Raw genomic sequence first — 16,940 nt, forward strand, 5'->3', positions numbered from 1 at the left:
CAAGAATAATCAATCATAAAAGAATCATGTTTGTAATCAAAAGAAACGGAAGAAAAGAGAGCGTTAAGTTCGATAAAATTACCGCTCGCATCCAGAAACTATCCTATGGCCTAAGTCCGCTGGTAGATGCAATTGATGTTGCCAAAAAAGTAATTGAGGGACTTTATGACGGGGTAAGTACTACCGAATTGGATAATCTGGCTGCAGAGACATCAGCCTCACTTACTACAAAGCATCCCGATTATGCCTTACTGGCCAGCCGTATTGCTGTTAGCAATCTTCATAAAAATACCACTAAATCATTTTCTGAAACTATGCTGAATCTTTATAATTATTCAGATGCACATAGTGGTCGTAAAATGCCTTTGATCGCTGATGATGTGATTGAAATAATTGAAAAAAATGCTGATCTGCTGGATAGTTCTATTATTTACGACCGGGATTTTGGATTCGATTATTTCGGTTTTAAAACGCTTGAAAAATCTTACCTGCTTCGTATTGATGGAAGGGTTACTGAACGTCCTCAGCATATGTACATGCGTGTAGCGATTGGAATCCATAAGAATGATCTGGAGAGTGTTATTAATACCTATAATCTGATGTCTGAGCGTTGGTTTACTCATGCAACACCGACGCTTTTTAATGCTGGAACCCCCAAGCCTCAAATGTCATCCTGTTTTCTTTTAGCAATGAAAGATGATAGCATTGATGGTATTTACGATACGCTGAAGCAGACTGCCAGGATTTCTCAGAGTGCCGGAGGAATAGGCCTGGCAATTCATAATGTTAGGGCTACCGGGACATATATTGGTGGCACGAATGGCACCAGTAATGGGATTGTTCCGATGCTGAAGGTGTTTAACGATACAGCACGATATGTGGATCAGGGAGGAGGAAAGAGGAAGGGAGCCTTTGCGATTTATCTGGAACCCTGGCATGCCGACGTATTTGAATTTCTGGACCTGAGAAAAAATCATGGTAAAGAAGAAATGCGTGCAAGAGACCTTTTTTACGCACTTTGGGTGCCTGATCTTTTTATGAAAAGGGTCGAAGCCAATGAAGAATGGAGTCTTTTTTGTCCGCATGAGGCACCGGGATTACATGAATGTTTTGGGAAGGAGTTTGAGGAACTGTACCATCAGTATGAATCGGAGGGCAGGGCACGTAAAACGATTAAGGCACAGGAATTATGGTTTGCTATTCTGGAAGCACAGATTGAAACGGGTACCCCATATCTGCTGTATAAAGATGCCGCAAACAGCAAAAGTAATCAGCAGAATTTGGGTACCATTAAATGCAGTAACCTTTGTACTGAAATTATGGAATATACTAGCCCCGATGAAGTAGCCGTATGTAATCTTGCATCTATCGCTCTACCGCGCTTCGTTACTGATGGACAGTTTGATTTTGGGAAACTATACGATATTACCTATCAGGTTACTAAAAATCTGAATTGCATTATTGATAATAACTTTTATCCGGTTGAGGAGGCAAGAAACTCCAACCTGCGTCATCGTCCAGTCGGACTGGGAGTACAGGGTCTTGCAGATGTTTTCATTCTGATGCGTTTGCCATTTGAAAGTGAACTGGCTGCCTTACTGAATAAAAATATATTTGAAACGATCTATTTTGCAGCTATGACAGCAAGTAAGGATTTGGCAAAGGAACAGGGAGCGTATGAAACTTTTAAAGGATCTCCATTATCAAAGGGTTTGTTTCAGTTTGATCTATGGGGTGTGAAGCCTTCAGAAAGACATGACTGGGGAAAGTTAAGAGATGAGGTAAAACAATTTGGTGTACGGAACTCCCTTCTTGTTGCTCCGATGCCTACGGCATCAACCTCTCAGGTATTAGGAAATAATGAATGCTTTGAGCCCTACACATCTAATATTTATACCCGCAGGGTTTTAAGCGGAGAGTTTATTATCGTGAATAAGCATTTGCTTAAAGATTTGATTAATCTGGGCTTATGGAATAATACAATGAAGGATAATATTATCAGGGCCAATGGTTCTGTTCAGCATATTGAGGAAATACCCAAAGAGGTCAGAGAATTATACAAAACGGTTTGGGAGATTAAACAGCGTAATCTGATAGATATGGCTGCTGACCGGGGAGCTTTTATCTGCCAGTCACAATCACTCAATCTTTTTGTAGATAATCCTACTACTGCAAAATTAACTTCCATGCATTTTTATGCCTGGAAGAAGGGTTTGAAAACCGGGATGTACTATCTGCGTACCCAGGCTGCATCAAAGGCGGTTCAGTTTACGGTAGAAAAGCAGGGAGGAAAAACATTGGAACCGGTAGTTCCAAAGCTTGACCCGGTTCAGAATAACGAGCTCGGTGGAGTTGACCCATCATTTTCGGGGGGAGGTGCAAGCTGCAGTATGGAGGATGGCTGTGTCAGTTGCGGTTCTTAAATAAGGGCCATAGAAATGCATTAGTTCCCGGAAATTGATTTATTCGGGAATTAATGTATTCCGGCTATAAAATTCTTATGCAAATGATTAAACATGAAATCATCACCTGCGAGCGTTGCGGCAAAAGAATGGAATGTAAGGCCAATGCCTTTAGCAAGTGCCAATGCAGCACAGTACAATTGAATTTGAATGAGGTTCAGTATGTAAGTGAAAATTATGAGGGATGTTTATGTGCCGCCTGCCTGAATGAGTTAAAGGAAGAATACCGTATGTTTTATCAGTTTAGAACATCATGAAAATATTAAGGAACTTGGATAAGTCGGCAAGTATATTCTGAGATTAGAATTCTCTAACCAGATGACTTAATCTATAAATATCAGGGGCGGTTGCTACATCACAGCTTCATAAAAATTCACTGGAATTTAACAATTTGAAATACCGAAGGCTGGCATTATCCAATTCTGGCTAGTAAATTTCGTATAACTCCTTTAAAAATCAATACCCTTCACTCTTGTATCATGTTTAATACTAAGACTTTTTTATCTTCTAATTGTCCTTATCTTGGGGCTTAAAAGGATATTACTACTAAATATTATGTCAATTAAAATTATAGAGCATGTCAAAGCATAATGATAAATTATCTGGTTCAGGATTGGAAAGCAAAAAATCTGACCTAAAGCAAAAAGAATCACAAAGCTCACAGATCAAACGCCGCAAATTTTTGGGTCTGGGAGCCCTGGGATTAGCTAGTCTGCCATTCAGTGGCCTGGCTAATAGGGGTTCGGGAATTGAATCTTTACTTTCTCAAAGTAATATGGGGGAGGGCATAAGTCTTAATGCAAAAAAGTTATTCGTAATGGATGGCCATATCCACGTCATGTCAAGACAGTTACTGCAAAACCTGAATATTGGCGACAGATATCCGGATGGTACTGTTGATCTTCCAAGAATTATAGAAGGCGGAATTAATGCTTGTTTTTTTTCAGTTTATACCCCGGAGCCTTATTATCCGGGACGGCATGAGGTTAAAAATACATTTCGGATTGTAGAAGTTGCGCTCCAGCAAATAGAGAAAAACAATGCTAAAATTGAATTGGCACTTAATGCTTCAGACATTGTTAGAATTAGCAAGAAGGGTAAAGTTGCTGCATTTCTTGATCTAGAAGGGGGCTTTGACCTTGATGGTGATTTAAATATTCTTAGGGCACTTTATCGTTTAGGCTTGAGATCTGCACAATTAACTGCACATAATGACAGTAATTCCTTTATTGATGCATGTTATGGACAGAGACTATGGGGAGGTATCAATGCTCATGGCAGAGAGTTGATTGCCGAAATGAACAGACTAGGTATGATGATCAATGTTGCACATGCTTCTGATGAAGCCATTTTACAATCTGTAGAGGCAAGCAGTGATCCTGTCATCTATAGTCATGGAGGTTTCCGTGGAATAGTAGATAATAAACGCTGTATCAGCGATCATGCTGCTAAGGCTCTTGCAGCAAAAGGTGGTGTTATTGGTCTGCAATTTGGCAGCGGGTTTAATGATCCTAATTATTCGAAATGGATTAAGCTTAGTAACCCGGTAGAAAAACCTCCTTTGATACCGATTTCTAAAGATGCCACGATTGAGGAAGTTGATAAAATGGCCGCAACTGAATTGCCATTTGTACCGGCCACAGAAATTCCTGAAGAGTATAAAATGGATGTGGCTCAGTTAGCACGCGTGATAGATTATGGTGTTAACCTTGTTGGCGAAGATCACGTTGCATTTGGTTGTGACTTTGATGGCGGAATACCATTAGCCAGGCAAATGAAAGATATAAGTGATTATCCTGAAATTATTAAAGCAATAAGAGCGCTTGGTTATTCTGATGAACGGGTTCGTAAAATCTGTGGTTTGAATTGGCTAAGGGTGATTCGCAAAGTAACAGAAAGCTAGATTTTGTTGTGCGTAAATTTAAGTAATTGACTAATGGGATTTTTAAAAAAAATCCATTAGTCAATTTATTTCATGTTTTATAAGAAAATTCACTTCTCTAGACAGTGTATATTGTCAATGCTTTATTGATAGTAAATTCAATTTGCCTCCATTTTTAAAATTGCTTTCCCGGAATTTAAAAATTAAAATGTTTCTTCATTGCCTTTGGATAATCGGCTAATGCAATCTCCGGTTCTGCGATCTCTGGATGCCATAGTTTTTCCCACTCAAAGCTGTAATAGCCTTTATATCCATCTTTATATAGAATATCTATTGCCTCAAAGATTGGTACATCACCTTGTCCGAGAAGGCTATATTGTAATTTGTCGCCATTTAATTTTGCATCCTTAATATGTGTGTGTACAATGTATTTCTTTAATTTTTTATACACCTCAGCGGGAGATTCTTTTGTTATAGTCCACATGTTTGAAATATCCCAAACCAATGCGATATTGGGATGCGAGGCAGCTTTCATGACCTTAAGGATATCATCTGAGCCTGAGAAATCACCATGAGTTTCCAATAAGACGGTAACATTTCGCTCTTTGGCATATTTACCCAGAGTTAGTAGATTTTCAGCAACCGTTTGGATTGTTTGATCTTTTGTCCTGCCTTTTGGAAATTTATTTGGGAATACTCTAACGTAGGGGCAGTTAATTTTCTGTGCCAAATCGATAAATGCTTTTGCTTCGGTAATGCTTTTTTCTTTTTCAGAACCTTCGTGAAAGTGCATATTTGCCGAAGCTCCAAGGTTTACAAATTTTAAACCTTTCTCTTTCATCAGACTCAGAGTTGCTTTTATCCGCTCCGGGCTACTGAATTCATCACATTTTGTAAGGTCCATCTGTCGTTTTATTCCCCTGATTTCTAAGCCTGAATAGCCATTGGTTTCCGCAAAATCAATAATTTGCTGAAAAGACCAGTCGGGACAACCTAATGTTGAAAATGCTAAAAGAGCTTTATTTTTTTGGGATGCGAAGGTAGAACTATACATTGTTGCGGCTAATAGTATAGCTGAGTTTTGCAAAAACTGTTTCCTTGAGTAGACCATAGTATTTTATAAATTTCTGAGATATAAATTTGATGAATTAATTATTAAAAAATTGGGTTTTGATTTTTTTTTGGATGCGGTGAATTATAAGAACAATGAAAGTTTATGAATTTTAAATTACAAATGAAATTTGTAGTTGCGATCAGTCCTGGGCTGAGATTTGTCATTGTGAGTAGAGCGAAGCAATCCCCTCACTAAGGTTACTAAACGCCCTAAGATTGCTTCGTCGTGTCTCGTAATGACATTCAGTTTAAAACATAGATAAATTATAGGTTGGGTATTGGATGTTCTTTTTAAATCAATTTTGTTTGTAAATTTCTTCAGGATAGTTCAGGATAGCCAATGCGATTTTAAGCGTTAATTTGGAAACCATTAAGCAGACCTAAACTTTTCTTAATTATTTCAATAAAGCAAACCTATGTCATCAGATCTTCAAGTACAGAAAAGTTCTAAAATGAATAAGATTAACATTCTTTGCATTTCATTCAGGCTTATTTTTTTAGCTTCGATCGTGCCGGGTTTGTTTATAAAGCCTGCTTCTGCGCAAGAGAAACTCGAATCCAAAGGCCATATTCCAATACTGGGCTGGTATAGTATCCCTCCTGAAGAGGCTACTTCAGCCAGATATCTTGAAATGAAAGAAGCAGGTTTTGATATTAGTTTCTCTTTTCTTGGAAGCCCGCAGGATGTACAAAAATCACTGGATGCAGCTCATCAGGCTGGCATGAAGATCGTAATCAGCTGCCCTGAACTGAAAAATGAGACGGAGAAGATTGTAAAGCGTTTTATGGATCATCCTGCCCTGGCTGGTTATTTTCTACGGGATGAGCCCGCAGTAGACGCATTTGCAGATCTGGGCAATTGGGCGAAAAGAGTGAATGCTATTGATCCGAAGCATTTTTGCTATGTCAACCTTTTTCCAAATTATGCCACTCCTTTACAATTAGGAACAGCCAATTACAGGGATTATGTAAATAAATTTGCTAAGGAAGTCCCGTTGCATTTTCTTTCTTTTGATTCCTATCCATTAACTTCAGCGGAGGGTGTCTATGAGAAATGGCATCAGAATCTGGAAATATTTTCGGATGAAGCTAAAAAAGTAAACATGCCTTTCTGGGGATTTGCTCAATCGGTCCTCTTTGATAATAAACATGAAGATCCTACATTGGCAACCATGCGGGTTCAAATGTTTACCAACCTTGCCTACGGAGCTCAGGGGCTGCAATACTTTACCTATTGGACTCCCGTTTCATCAGCAGAAGATTTTCGTGGCGGACCAATCACCCTTGAAGGAAAAAGAAGTACAGTTTATGATAATATCAAAACACTGAATCAAGAAATAAAAAGCCTTGCGGGTGTATTTTACGGCGCGAAAATTAAGTCTCTTCAATTTTTTGGAAATACGATACCTGTGGGTACTAAAAGAATGTCAGTTTTACCGGCACCAATAAGGGTTTTTGCAACTGAGGGCAAAACTGCATTGGTTTCAGTTATGGAAAATGGGGGAAAACAGTTTATTGTTATTGTTAATACAGATTACCGCAAAAAAATGAGCTTAACACTCTCCGGAGACCCATCACTGAAACGTGTTCTCAAAGATGGGGCCATTGTTCCCGCAAGTGTCTATGCCAGTACAATTGATGTAGAGCCGGGGGACGTTGTGATTTATACATATTAGTTAACAATTTGCAATGCAGAGTTGGGGCCGTAAGCCATCAGGTTTTGAGTGAAAATCGTATTAGCATTAAAAACTAATTGTCAAATGAACCACAATATCTCAGACAACCGACAACTAAAAATAAGTAACTGAACAATTACAAATACTAATCTTTCAAAATCCGTATTTTGCAATAAAAACAAAATATGAAATCAATATTCTCAATAGTGCTGCTTCTGGGTATGATGGCTCCGGGGCTTGTACAGGCACAGACCGCGTTAAAAGCGGGCGACAAAGCACCTGATTTCGTTTCCAAAGATCAGAACGGAAAAACGGTTTCACTGAAACAGTTCAAAGGCAAAAAGCTTGTGCTTTATTTCTACCCAAAAGATAATACTTCGGGATGTACTGCTCAGGCCTGTAGTTTGCGTGATAACTTTAAAGAGTTAAAGAAAGAAGGCTATACCATTTTGGGTGTGAGTATTGACGATGAGGCTTCACACCGTGATTTTATCGCAAAAAACAATTTGCCTTTTTCGCTTTTGGCCGATACTGATAAGTCAATTGTGACAAAATATGGTGTCTGGACTGAGAAAGAAAGAAATGGCGTGAAAACCTTTAGTACCACCAGAACTACTTTTCTTATTAATAAAGACGGTTATATCAACAAAGTGATCACTGAAATTGATACAAAAAATCATGCTGGTCAGATACTGACATTAAAGAAGAAGTAATCATCAGTATACCTGAGTGCCTGGCAATATGTCTAATAAAAAAGGATCCGAAACCGGATCCTTTTTTATTAGCTTTCTTTAATTGTTTGAACCTGTTTTGGTTCAGGATCTTCATTTAGCCCATCCTTTGCATCTTTAAATTCTTTCATGCCTTTTCCCAATCCTCTCATCATTTCGGGAATCTTTTTACCACCGAACATTAATAATACTACAACCATGATCAATATGATTTCCGGTCCGCCTAAACCTGCCATAATTTTCGTTTTTAATTTTTATGAATGTGAGAATAATATTAGATTAAAAAAAGATTTTGCATAAATCTGTTACAATTCAAATTGGGTATATAAATTGAATTACTGAACTAAACCGGCTTCAGCAATCAGAGTTAATAATGCGAACTTTATTGCCTCGGCTCCATTTTCGTTGATCCACCATTCATCCAGGGAATGAGCATTTCCTCCTTTTCCTCCTCTACCAATCGTAATGCTGGGTATCCCAAGTGAAATTGGAGTGTTTGAGTTTGTAGATCCTGTACCTAATGAGGGTTTCAATTTAAAGTATTCAATTGCTGCCATTGCTCTCTGTATCAGGGGAAGCTCAACACTCTGAACGCCGGATGGCCGTTCCCCAATTTTTTTAAATTGGGCTGTCAGTTTTGTTCCGGTTTTGATACCTGAATTATAATCAACAAGAGCTTTATTAACCTGATTTAATAAGATTTGCTCAATTCCTTTCAGCTTTTCCGGGCTCAGCGAGCGCATATCCACTTCCATCCATGTTTCAAATGGAATGGAGTTTACTGAAGTTCCACCCCCAATTCTGCCAACATTATAGGTGGTTTTTGGACCATCTTCTACAAACTTTGCTGCTTCAGTATTAAAATAGTCGATTGCTTTTCCCATTGAATGATGTGGATTGGCCAATCCAAAAGCACCCCATGAATGACCACCAGGACCATTAAATGTAATTTTATAGCGTACCGACCCTAAACCATTTGTAACCAGTGCGCTGATATCACCACCATCTAAAGCGATATGCGAATCGATTTTATGATTCCCCGGTTTGAAAATATGTTTGATCCCCCGTAAATCGCCTAAGCCTTCCTCGCCAACGGTTCCGGCAAATAAAATATCAGATTCTGTGGAGATCTTTGCCTGGTTCATTGCTTTAACAACCGTAAGAATTACGCTGAGTGCCCTGGTGTCATCAGCAATTCCCGGAGCAAATAAAGAATCCCCCTTCATTTTTACCTTGACATCGGTATCCAAAGGGAAAACCGTGTCTAAATGTCCTTCAATAAGAATTGTTTTACCATTGCCTTTACCTTTTCTCAAAGCAAGAACATTTCCGGCCTCATCAGTCCATATGGAATCAATTCCGGCATTTTGAAGCATTTGCCTGAATCTTTCTGCTCTTTTTTGTTCCATAAATGGGGGAGCTGGAACCTCTGTAAGTTCTATCAGCTCCTTTGTTGTTGTCGGTTCAAGCTGTTGAATAATATTAAAAGCCATCTGGATTCTTTTATCGCTGCTAATTTTATCGATCTGCACTTTGTATATGGATTGAGCTGAAATTGCTTTCCCATTTTGTGCACGTGCCGATAGCACACTGATTAATAACATTGAAATCAGAAATATTTTTTTCATGAAAGAGAAATTGGTAATTATTATCTATGAATATGAATGTAAATCTTCTATACCATATAAATTATATTCTTCAGTGAAATATTACTATACATTAAATATTCAGAGATATTAAGGTATAAGATTTTCCAGAAGATACTGGTTTGTTGCGCTTTGGTTTTAATTTGGCCTGTTTTTTGGTAGATAATAATGGAAAATAAAATAAATCTGAAACAATTCAATATTTTTAACCCGGATTTTTAAATAATAGCTTTCAATTGAAAATCTTTCAACTTCTTAAATGTAACCCGGATTTCTTAAAACTATTATGAACGTTAATCCACCTATTCCTGAAAATGAATATGAAAGAGTCCTGAATCTTTCTGATTTTAATCTTGATTATTCCAATTTTCAGGATAGCTTCAAGGATTTGGCTAAACTGGCAGCGAGCGTTGCCGGTACTCCTATTTCGCTGGTCAATTTAATAGACTCTTATACTCAATGGACGATATCCAATTATGGTCTTGATCTTGAGCAAATGCCACGTGAAGATTCAGCGTGTCAGTATACAATTAAGTACGATGAAAAACCCTTTGAAGTTGAGGATCTATCAAAAGATGACCGTTTCAAGGATAAATTTTATGTAAAGGGTGATCTTTCACTTCGTTATTATTTTGGAGTACCTCTCGTTTCAGATGGTTTAAATATTGGTGCACTCTGTGTACTTGACAGGGAGGTTAAAACACTGTCGCCAGAGAAGGAAGAGTTGCTGAGGATCATTGCTGACGAAATTGTTAACCGTCTGAAAGCATATAAAGCAATTGAAAGCTTAAGAAATAGGGTGAAAGAAGTGCAGGCAATCCAAAACAAAGTTGTGCATGATATCCGCGGACCTTTGGGAGGCATCATCGGACTTACAGAAATAATCAGTGAACAGGGTAAAGAGAATAAAATTGATGAGGTGCTCGAATTTATTAACCTCATTCACAAAAGCGGTAAGTCAATTCTTGAACTTGCAGATGAAATTTTAAGCGCTGAGAAAAATAAATCAATTGCCATTAAGAGCAATGAAATGGATATGCAATCCTTTAAGGAAAAACTTGAAAAATTGTATATCCCCCAGGCGAAATCGAAAAATATTCAGTTTGAAGTAGATATTATTCCCAGGGCCATGGGCATACCATTTCCTAAAAATAAACTGCTTCAAATTACCGGGAATCTGATATCAAATGCTATTAAATTCACTCCAAATGGTGGGAAGGTAAGTGTAGGATTAGATATGGATAGTTCAAATTCAAAACATAATTTAAGTATTAAGGTTCAGGATTCTGGGGAGGGTATAAGCCCGGAGAAGATAGATGCTATACTCAACGGTAGTGCTTCTTCAGAGAAGGGGACCGAAGGCGAAAAAGGTTATGGTTTTGGTTTACAATTAATCAAACACCTGATTAGTGGTTTGAATGGAAAGCTAAATATAAGCTCTGTGCCGGGAGAGGGTTCTGTCTTTGAAGTTATGATTAGTGTGAATGCTTCTTAATTCCTGTTAAAGTAAACTTATCAACGTGAGTTCGATATAAAATCTTGCCTGGCTATTTTAGATTACATAATTTACTCCTGTTTTAGAAAGCAGGGTCTGTTCCTCTTAGATTGCACCCTCCTGTATTCTGCTGTTATTTTTGTAGCAGATTTAATAGATATTATGAAATTCAGTATTACAAAAAGGTGCCCCCGGGTTTATTTCAACTGGCCTATGGTTTTTTGCCGGGCTGCCAGTCCCAATGAAAAGCAGCTTCGGGTAAAATAAACCTTGCCGGAGGAGGTAGCTTTCGGCTGTTAGTAATTTGAAATAGAACGCTATTTCTTGCCGGAACTACTCCGGAGAAAAGGGCTGGACTTTCCGATACAACACAGGTATTGCTTTCAAAAAGCAAACTATTGTGGCTCAAGAGCCTTATCTGAACCAATTATAACCGTATTCTTTAACCCTATTTGTATCGACCCTGGGTAATCAATGATTAAAAGCCTGAATTAAGGCTTTTGTTGTTTTATTCCATATGGGATTATTTGACATTCAGGCGACTTATCTAATTAATAAAAATAGAATGTTATTGTTATAATTGTATCAAAATAATACAAAAATATACAATGGATAAAAATAATCCCAATCATATTCTGCATACCTCAGAGCAGGATTTATTGAGTATGATGGCTGAAAGTCATATTTCCGCTTCTGTTGATACCCCTATGCGTGATGACGCATTTGACCTGGATGATGAAACTAAAATTCAGCTTATTGAAAAGCATTTCAGTCATATCATGAATATTCTTGGTTTAGATCTTAATGACGATAGTTTAAGAGATACCCCCAAAAGAGTCGCAAAAATGTATGTAAAGGAGATCTTTAGTGGTCTGAACCCTGCCGATAAACCTTCAGTTACTCTGTTTAATAACCATTATAAGTATAATCAGATGCTTGTGGAGAAGAATATTGCCGTTTACAGCAATTGCGAGCATCATTTTGTGCCCATAACGGGGAAAGCACATATAGCTTATATGAGTAATGGTAAAGTAATTGGTTTGTCCAAACTAAATCGGATTGTTCAATATTATTCTCAGCGTCCGCAGGTTCAGGAGAGGCTTACAATACAGATTGCTAATGAAATCAAAACCGCTTTGGGGACTGAAGATGTGGCTGTAGTTATTGATGCCCATCATCATTGTGTATCTTCGAGAGGTATCCGTGATATGAATAGCTCAACAATTACTGCTGAATACAGTGGCCGGTTTTTATCTCCCGAGACCAGAAATGAGTTTTTAAAGCATATTGGATGATGAATTTCAGGGGTAAAAATATACTTGTTGTTGGGGGTAGTTCAGGCATCGGACTTGAATTGGTCAATATGCTGGCCTCTATGGGTGCTCAGATTTTCAATGCTTCCAGAACCAAATCTGAACATTGGCCTGATGGCCTGATTCATATACCAATTGATGTCTTATCGAACATTGATTTATTGGCTGAACAAGTTCCAAACAAATTGGATGGATTGGTTTATGCCGTTGGGAGTATCAATTTAAAACCATTCAGTCGTTACAATGAAGACGATTTTATAAACGATTATAAATTAAATGTAACCGGTGCAGTCAGGTGCATTCAACTCGCTTACCGATCTTTAAGAAATTCAGGTTCTGCATCAATTGTCCTGCTAAGTTCTGTTGCCGCAAAAACAGGTATGCCTTTTCATGCAAGTATTGCTGCAGCCAAGGGTGGGGTGGAGAGTCTGGCTTTATCGCTTGCGGCAGAGTTTGCCTCTCAAAATATCAGGGTTAATGTGGTTGCACCTTCGCTAACCGATACTTCCCTTGCAGGTAATTTATTGAATACTCCAGAGAAGCGTGAAGCGTCTGCAAAGAGGCATCCTCTGGGTAGAATAGGAAAGCCTGAAGATATAGCCTCAGCCATTTCATTTCTATTATCAGATGAAAGTGGCTGGATAAGCGGACAAGTATTGGGAATTGATGGAGGAATGGGAAATTTAAAAACCATGTAAAATGAATTTTAATCAAAGTCATATTTCAGCAATGGAGAAGCGTTACCGGACAACTTTCATAAATAGTTTACCGGGTTATAGATCGCTGCATATGCTGGGAACGGTGAACAAAGAGGGTATAAGTAATCTGGGTTTGTTTAATTCTGTTTTTCATGTTGGTGCTAATCCTCCATTATTAGGTATGGTATTCAGACCCGACGGTATGGATCATGATTCATTGGATAATATTATTCAAACCAAAGAATATACTTTGAATAATGTACTACCCGATTATTTTCAACAGGCTCATCAAACCAGTGCACGTTTCCCTTCAGGTTTATCTGAGTTTGAACCTTGTGGTTTCAAAGAGTTTTATCTGGATCCTTTTAAGGCTCCTTTTGTAGAGCAGGCAAGCATTAAAATTGGATTGCAACTTCGTGAAATTATTGATGTATCATTGAACAGGACCAAGATTCTGATTGGTGAAATAGTCCATGTCATACTGAATGAAGGTATATTGGCGCAGGATGGGTATATTGATCATATTAATGCGGGTACAGTAACTGTTGCTGGATTAGATAGCTATTTTTTACCCCAGGAATTGGGACGTTTGCCTTATGCTAAATTTCTTTAAATTATCTGATATCAGAATTTTGCTAAATATATGTGGGTCGACTTAATCATCTGATTAAAAATTTATTAAATGAAATCATACAAACTGGTACACCAGCTATTAAGCCTGGTTGAGCAATTTGAGTTGGAAAGTAATGGGAAAGAGCTTTTACTGCATGATTTTTCAGGTTTTCTGATTAATCACCTGGAGCACTCAGACACTTCTTTAACCTCTTTGGATGTTCGGTTTGGTAAAAAAGAGGCGGAGGCGCAGGAATTGGCTTATCAGATTGATAATGCTATCGGTCGCCTGTTCGTTTATATGAGCCGCTATGCAAAATCTTATATAAAGAAAACGCTGGAAGGCACTCCATTACAAAGTCCGGAAGATTTTACCGCCCTTGCCATATTATTAACCCACGAAAGTCTTAGCAAAGGAGAGCTCATCAACAGAAACATACAGGAAAAAACGTCAGGGACCGAAGTTATACGCCGTTTACTTGCAGCAGGCCTTGTCAAACAATGGGATGATCAGGCGGATAGGCGTTCCCGGAGGATTTCAATTACAGAAAGCGGTAAAGAGTTATTACACCGGGTGTTTGACGATATGAATTATGTTGGAAAAATGGTGACAGGAAATTTATGTTTTTCGGAAAAACTGAAGCTTCAATATCTTCTTCAAAAGCTTGAAACATTTCATTTTCAGCTGCATGAAGAGAAGCTGATTACTACGAAAGAGGATATCCGATTGATGGCTGTTAATAGAGTTTAAGCTTCAAAGCAAATAACTATTTTAATAATTAATAATGGATCAAGTGTGTTTTATCTCACTAATAGCATGGTCCTTATCTGCTGAATTGCATTATTCTGTAATCTTGCATAATATACACCAGGCAAATATCCTTCATTTTCGAATGTAACCTTATGGTTTCCTGCTCCAATTTCCATATCTACCAGAGTCTTAATCAGTTTTCCTTCGGTATTAAATACCTGAATCAATGTATGTCCGCCAAAGCTCTCATAGGAAATTGTAGTTGAGGTTTGGAATGGATTCGGGTAATTGCTGATCAGATTTTTTCCGGCATTTATATTGATAATTTCAGGGCTTGTAGACATACATGGCGCTGATTTCTTAATCACATTAATATTCTGAAAGTTTTTGAGCATCACATTCTCAAGTGTACTCTCAGGAACACAGAACCATTGCTGCAGGATAGAAGCATAGATTGATCTGAAATCATACTGCATCGGTACATTATCTCCGGTATTGGTAATTAAAGGAATCGTCGGACTTTTTCCAATAATGTCATTCTGGGCATAGTGTCCAAATACAAACAGGGGAGCAGCTGCTCCATGATCTGTACCACCGCTGCCATTTGATTTGATACGTCTTCCGAATTCAGAAAAGGTCATTCCGATGACGCGTTTCTGAGCATTCAAAAAGTCGAGATCGTCCATGAAGGCTTTTATCCCTTCTGAAACTTTTTGAAGCAGATTTGCATGATTTCCGGTTTCCTTTGCTGTTGCATTTACCTGTTGAGCATGGGTGTCAAAACCTCCCAGACTAACCATGTAAATCCTTGTTTTTAATCCACCTGCAATTAATCGGGCAACAATTTTTAACTGATCTGCCAGGCTGTTTCCTGTTGGATATCCTGAAAACTGCTTGGTAACTTTCGCAGCAGCGGCTTTTATGACACTTCCATACTGCTGTGTTTGCTGTGCGATCTGACGTATATAGGTCAGCTCTTTTCCTCCCCGGGTATTCGGTGCATTACCCTGAATCCCATTTATCAGGTTGTAAAAGTTGACAGGGTCTGAAATAGCCATTCCCATATTTACTGCCGGACCTTGCATCGCGGGTGAGACAAATGAACCAATTTGTATGGCAAGCGGATCGGGCATAACTGTATTCGGGAAGCCCATCGGGTAATTAGAGTATTCTTCATTCAGATAACGCCCTGCCCAGCCTGAGTTTATGGTCTGGTTAGAATCAGAAGCACTGAGCCAGATATCTGTTGCCCTGAAATGGGAGAAGTTTGGCTGAGGATAACCCACAGACTGGATGATCTGAAGCTTTTCCTGGTTAAAAAGCGTTTGCAATCCGGTCATAGAGGGATGCAGACCCGTAAAACTGGTTCCGTTAAGTTTGAGTATCTTGTTTTTTGGAAGAATGATATTTGAACGGGCAATGGCAAGATTATCATACTGGTCAAACGGAATAACCATATTCAAGCCATCATTACCTCCGTTAAGTTGAATAATAACCAATACGTGATCGGTTTCTGTTGGAGCTTGGGTAAGTGCCGAGACTAATGGAGATTCGGCAAAAGCCTTAAATGTGAAGCCATTAATCAAGGCGGGGAATACTATTCCTGCAGGTGCTGTACTTCTTATAAAATCCCTTCTTTTCATGATAACTGATATTCAGGAAGATTCATAAGATACTTGTACATGGACTGAAGTCGATTTAATACAATGTTCCTGTTGGTTGTATTGCTTGTATTGGCCTTATATGTTACCCAGGCATCTGTCCAGTAAGAGTCAGACGTTTGTCCGGATAATAAAATACTTTTTAAGAAATCTCTGACCTGCTGGGTTATATCAATAGTGTAAAGTATTTCCAGGCTATCATTGATCAGAGTGTTAGGATTTGAAGGATCAGATAAGGAACTGACGAATGCCAGAATATCAATATTAATCTTCTTTCCGTTTCTTGTATATCCGTTACCAATCATTACATCACTAAATTGGTTCCTTCTGGGCAGTGTATCTGCATTGATCCATAGTTCGTGGAATTGTGGCTCCTGGTAATATGCAGACCAGCCTGAAACGCCGGGAGGATCACCAATATTTTGTTGCATATTGGAGGCTTGTGTACGGATATAATCATGCATAAAATACTGATTAACATAGTCTGAAGTATCCGGGAATACCATGCCGAATTCTCTGGTCAATCCGATGCATAAATCAACCGGGCTCTTTATCAATCCTGCTCTGTTAACAGGGTCGAAGAAATGTTCGCTACTAAAAAGAACCTTTAGGACAGGTTTTATTTCATAATTACTTGTCCTGAAAAGATTTGCCATTGGTGTTATTACATTGGCCTCTGTTGCTTCATCGATCTCATAATAAACAAAGAAACGATACAATTTGCGACAAATATGAAGGGCTGTTTCATTTTGGAGAAAAATCATATTAATTAGCTCATCTGTCTCTCCCGCTCCATTTACACCAGATTTCCCGGTTATTATTGCATTATTATAAAATGAAGAAAATTGTTTGATACCGGTATCGTGTCTGTTCGGATCAAATACTGACGATATTGTTGTT

General features: G+C 38.4%; 15 protein-coding genes. 10 read left to right on the top strand and 5 right to left on the bottom strand.

Going from position 1 to position 16,940, the window contains the following annotated elements; all coding sequences use genetic code 11:
- Positions 1-26: 26 nt before the first annotated feature.
- From VGE44_RS04995 to VGE44_RS05005, 3 genes are all read left to right on the top strand, one after another.
- Positions 27-2,423 (top strand): ribonucleoside-diphosphate reductase subunit alpha, encoded by a 2,397-nt coding sequence (locus VGE44_RS04995; RefSeq protein WP_331076647.1) that lies wholly within the window; start codon positions 27-29, stop codon positions 2,421-2,423.
- An 83-nt stretch (positions 2,424-2,506) separates the two neighbouring features.
- Complete coding sequence (locus tag VGE44_RS05000; protein ID WP_331076648.1) at positions 2,507-2,719, top strand: cysteine-rich CWC family protein; 213 nt, start codon at positions 2,507-2,509, stop codon at positions 2,717-2,719.
- Positions 2,720-3,039: 320 nt separating this feature from the next.
- Positions 3,040-4,365, top strand: coding sequence for a dipeptidase (locus tag VGE44_RS05005; protein WP_331076649.1), 1,326 nt, complete (start codon positions 3,040-3,042; stop codon positions 4,363-4,365).
- A 175-nt stretch (positions 4,366-4,540) separates the two neighbouring features.
- On the opposite strand, the gene VGE44_RS05010 is transcribed toward VGE44_RS05005, so the two are convergent.
- On the bottom strand, positions 4,541-5,455 hold the full coding sequence (locus tag VGE44_RS05010) for a sugar phosphate isomerase/epimerase family protein (protein ID WP_331076650.1): 915 nt from the start codon (positions 5,453-5,455) through the stop codon (positions 4,541-4,543).
- A 454-nt stretch (positions 5,456-5,909) separates the two neighbouring features.
- On the opposite strand from VGE44_RS05010, the gene VGE44_RS05015 reads away from it, so the two are divergent.
- Positions 5,910-7,133: a beta-galactosidase gene (locus VGE44_RS05015; RefSeq protein WP_331076651.1), complete on the top strand. Its 1,224-nt coding sequence runs from the start codon at positions 5,910-5,912 to the stop codon at positions 7,131-7,133.
- Positions 7,134-7,318: 185 nt separating this feature from the next.
- Complete coding sequence (bcp, locus tag VGE44_RS05020; RefSeq protein WP_331076652.1) at positions 7,319-7,846, top strand: thioredoxin-dependent thiol peroxidase; 528 nt, start codon at positions 7,319-7,321, stop codon at positions 7,844-7,846.
- Positions 7,847-7,914: 68 nt separating this feature from the next.
- On the opposite strand, the gene VGE44_RS05025 is transcribed toward bcp, so the two are convergent.
- Complete coding sequence (locus VGE44_RS05025) at positions 7,915-8,100, bottom strand: twin-arginine translocase TatA/TatE family subunit (RefSeq protein WP_331076653.1); 186 nt, start codon at positions 8,098-8,100, stop codon at positions 7,915-7,917.
- 99 nt (positions 8,101-8,199) lie between these two features.
- Positions 8,200-9,492 (bottom strand): M20/M25/M40 family metallo-hydrolase, encoded by a 1,293-nt coding sequence (locus VGE44_RS05030; protein ID WP_331076654.1) that lies wholly within the window; start codon positions 9,490-9,492, stop codon positions 8,200-8,202.
- Between the two features lie 304 nt (positions 9,493-9,796).
- Between VGE44_RS05030 and VGE44_RS05035 the strand changes: the two genes are divergently transcribed.
- The 5 genes from VGE44_RS05035 to VGE44_RS05055 all read left to right on the top strand — a co-directional run bounded on the left by VGE44_RS05035 (position 9,797) and on the right by VGE44_RS05055 (position 14,379).
- Positions 9,797-11,005: a GAF domain-containing sensor histidine kinase gene (locus VGE44_RS05035; RefSeq protein ID WP_331076655.1), complete on the top strand. Its 1,209-nt coding sequence runs from the start codon at positions 9,797-9,799 to the stop codon at positions 11,003-11,005.
- 608 nt (positions 11,006-11,613) lie between these two features.
- On the top strand, positions 11,614-12,300 hold the full coding sequence (gene folE, locus VGE44_RS05040) for a GTP cyclohydrolase I FolE (protein ID WP_331076656.1): 687 nt from the start codon (positions 11,614-11,616) through the stop codon (positions 12,298-12,300).
- Positions 12,297-13,016, top strand: coding sequence for an SDR family oxidoreductase (locus VGE44_RS05045; RefSeq protein WP_331076657.1), 720 nt, complete (start codon positions 12,297-12,299; stop codon positions 13,014-13,016). The genes folE and VGE44_RS05045 overlap by 4 nt, the downstream gene beginning before the upstream one ends.
- A gap of 1 nt (position 13,017) precedes the next feature.
- Positions 13,018-13,629, top strand: coding sequence for a flavin reductase family protein (locus VGE44_RS05050; protein WP_331076658.1), 612 nt, complete (start codon positions 13,018-13,020; stop codon positions 13,627-13,629).
- A gap of 69 nt (positions 13,630-13,698) precedes the next feature.
- Positions 13,699-14,379: a MarR family winged helix-turn-helix transcriptional regulator gene (locus VGE44_RS05055; protein ID WP_331076659.1), complete on the top strand. Its 681-nt coding sequence runs from the start codon at positions 13,699-13,701 to the stop codon at positions 14,377-14,379.
- 50 nt (positions 14,380-14,429) lie between these two features.
- Here the strand turns inward: VGE44_RS05055 and VGE44_RS05060 are convergent, their stop codons facing one another.
- Both VGE44_RS05060 and VGE44_RS05065 read right to left on the bottom strand, forming a co-directional pair.
- Positions 14,430-16,022, bottom strand: a complete 1,593-nt coding sequence (locus VGE44_RS05060) for a DUF1501 domain-containing protein (RefSeq protein ID WP_331076660.1) — start codon at positions 16,020-16,022, stop codon at positions 14,430-14,432.
- The coding region (locus VGE44_RS05065) for a DUF1800 family protein (protein ID WP_331076661.1) at positions 16,019-16,940 on the bottom strand (922 nt) is incomplete at its 5' end. The genes VGE44_RS05065 and VGE44_RS05060, both read right to left, overlap by 4 nt.

The sequence above is a fragment of the Daejeonella sp. genome (assembly GCF_036405355.1).
GTDB lineage: Bacteria > Bacteroidota > Bacteroidia > Sphingobacteriales > Sphingobacteriaceae > Daejeonella.

What these genes read in the sequence shown, in the direction of transcription:
- VGE44_RS04995 (WP_331076647.1), top strand. Translation starts at nt 27, where the DNA reads ATGTTTGTAATCAAAAGAAACGGAAGAAAAGAGAGCGTTAAGTTCGAT.
- VGE44_RS05000 (WP_331076648.1), top strand. Translation starts at nt 2,507, where the DNA reads ATGATTAAACATGAAATCATCACCTGCGAGCGTTGCGGCAAAAGAATG.
- VGE44_RS05005 (WP_331076649.1), top strand. Translation starts at nt 3,040, where the DNA reads ATGTCAAAGCATAATGATAAATTATCTGGTTCAGGATTGGAAAGCAAA.
- VGE44_RS05010 (WP_331076650.1), bottom strand. Translation starts at nt 5,455, where the DNA reads ATGGTCTACTCAAGGAAACAGTTTTTGCAAAACTCAGCTATACTATTA.
- VGE44_RS05015 (WP_331076651.1), top strand. Translation starts at nt 5,910, where the DNA reads ATGAATAAGATTAACATTCTTTGCATTTCATTCAGGCTTATTTTTTTA.
- bcp (WP_331076652.1), top strand. Translation starts at nt 7,319, where the DNA reads ATGAAATCAATATTCTCAATAGTGCTGCTTCTGGGTATGATGGCTCCG.
- VGE44_RS05025 (WP_331076653.1), bottom strand. Translation starts at nt 8,100, where the DNA reads ATGGCAGGTTTAGGCGGACCGGAAATCATATTGATCATGGTTGTAGTA.
- VGE44_RS05030 (WP_331076654.1), bottom strand. Translation starts at nt 9,492, where the DNA reads ATGAAAAAAATATTTCTGATTTCAATGTTATTAATCAGTGTGCTATCG.
- VGE44_RS05035 (WP_331076655.1), top strand. Translation starts at nt 9,797, where the DNA reads ATGAACGTTAATCCACCTATTCCTGAAAATGAATATGAAAGAGTCCTG.
- folE (WP_331076656.1), top strand. Translation starts at nt 11,614, where the DNA reads ATGGATAAAAATAATCCCAATCATATTCTGCATACCTCAGAGCAGGAT.
- VGE44_RS05045 (WP_331076657.1), top strand. Translation starts at nt 12,297, where the DNA reads ATGATGAATTTCAGGGGTAAAAATATACTTGTTGTTGGGGGTAGTTCA.
- VGE44_RS05050 (WP_331076658.1), top strand. Translation starts at nt 13,018, where the DNA reads ATGAATTTTAATCAAAGTCATATTTCAGCAATGGAGAAGCGTTACCGG.
- VGE44_RS05055 (WP_331076659.1), top strand. Translation starts at nt 13,699, where the DNA reads ATGAAATCATACAAACTGGTACACCAGCTATTAAGCCTGGTTGAGCAA.
- VGE44_RS05060 (WP_331076660.1), bottom strand. Translation starts at nt 16,022, where the DNA reads ATGAAAAGAAGGGATTTTATAAGAAGTACAGCACCTGCAGGAATAGTA.